Raw genomic sequence first — 946 nt, 5'->3', positions numbered from 1 at the left:
TCGTTATTTTGATTAATAAATGTTCACGATCTCACCGTGTCAGCATACCTGCTATACTTTACATCATTTAAATAACAAATCTTCTCCAGCTCTTTATCCAATAAAAAGCAAATTGCATTAGAAAGGATTGGAGATGTAACTGAGCCCATAGTTAGCTTATGTTTGTAGCAAACAATATCAACAAGTAATTTAGTGTCACTATCAGTCCAACCACTCAACAATAAATCTTTGTTTTTGTTTATAAATGACGTTATATCCTTAGCTTTGATCGATTCAAAAAATTGTTTGAAATCTAGACGTAAAAGGTATCTTGCTGACAAATGAACTTTTGCATGCTGATCAATACCTTTTCCTTTACGATAAGCGAATGCTGATTCATGGATGGGTAATTTTTTGAGGAGATTATCATGTAGAGCTCTTTGTAATGCTTTAAGTTCTCGACTTGGTTGATGAATAACTCTCTCACCACCTGACTTCTTGGGGATAGAAAAAGAGATATAATTAAGAGATGAGTTAATTGCTAAGTCTTTAATATAACCTTTATCTAAAATCAACTCCCTAGCTAAATATTCAAGCAATATCATGAACAATTTTACCTAATAGTTTTCTATATTCATCAATACGTATCAATTTTGATAAACTTCTTGCTCTCATTTTTTGAGAAACGACAAATACCCCAGAAGCTTCCCCATTCACAAAAAGTCTGGGGTAGTCAATACATGTATAGTAGTCAACGCCATCAACCTCGATTACGTTAATTATTTTCAATGCTATACAAACAGACAAAACAAATGAAATGTGTATTTTTTCTTTCTTTGACTTGCCGTACTTATTAGTTTTTATACAAACATCAACCAACTCAACTTCATTAATCGGCCCTAGTGAACTAATTATATGAACAATAAAAAACAAAAACTCTTTAAGAGTGATCTGCTCCAGTTAGACT

General features: G+C 32.1%; 2 protein-coding genes. Both read right to left on the bottom strand.

What is annotated here, in order from left to right:
* Positions 1-23: 23 nt before the first annotated feature.
* Positions 24-584 carry a reverse transcriptase domain-containing protein gene (locus AB4407_RS14890; RefSeq protein ID WP_372121105.1) on the bottom strand — a complete coding sequence of 187 codons (561 nt, stop codon included), beginning with the start codon at positions 582-584 and terminating at the stop codon, positions 24-26.
* Positions 571-912 carry a hypothetical protein gene (locus AB4407_RS14885; protein WP_372121104.1) on the bottom strand — a complete coding sequence of 114 codons (342 nt, stop codon included), beginning with the start codon at positions 910-912 and terminating at the stop codon, positions 571-573. Before AB4407_RS14885 ends, AB4407_RS14890 begins: the two co-directional genes overlap by 14 nt.
* Between the last annotated feature and the right edge of the window lie 34 nt (positions 913-946).

Source organism: Vibrio sp. 10N.261.46.E11 (genome assembly GCF_041472735.1).
GTDB lineage: Bacteria > Pseudomonadota > Gammaproteobacteria > Enterobacterales > Vibrionaceae > Vibrio.
Note: the sequence above shows the minus strand (reverse complement) of the source record. Positions and strands in the feature narration are given on the sequence as shown.

Bases quoted from the DNA above. Each gene is read 5' to 3' on its own strand.
- AB4407_RS14890 (WP_372121105.1), bottom strand. From the start codon at position 584: ATGATATTGCTTGAATATTTAGCTAGGGAGTTGATTTTAGATAAAGGT.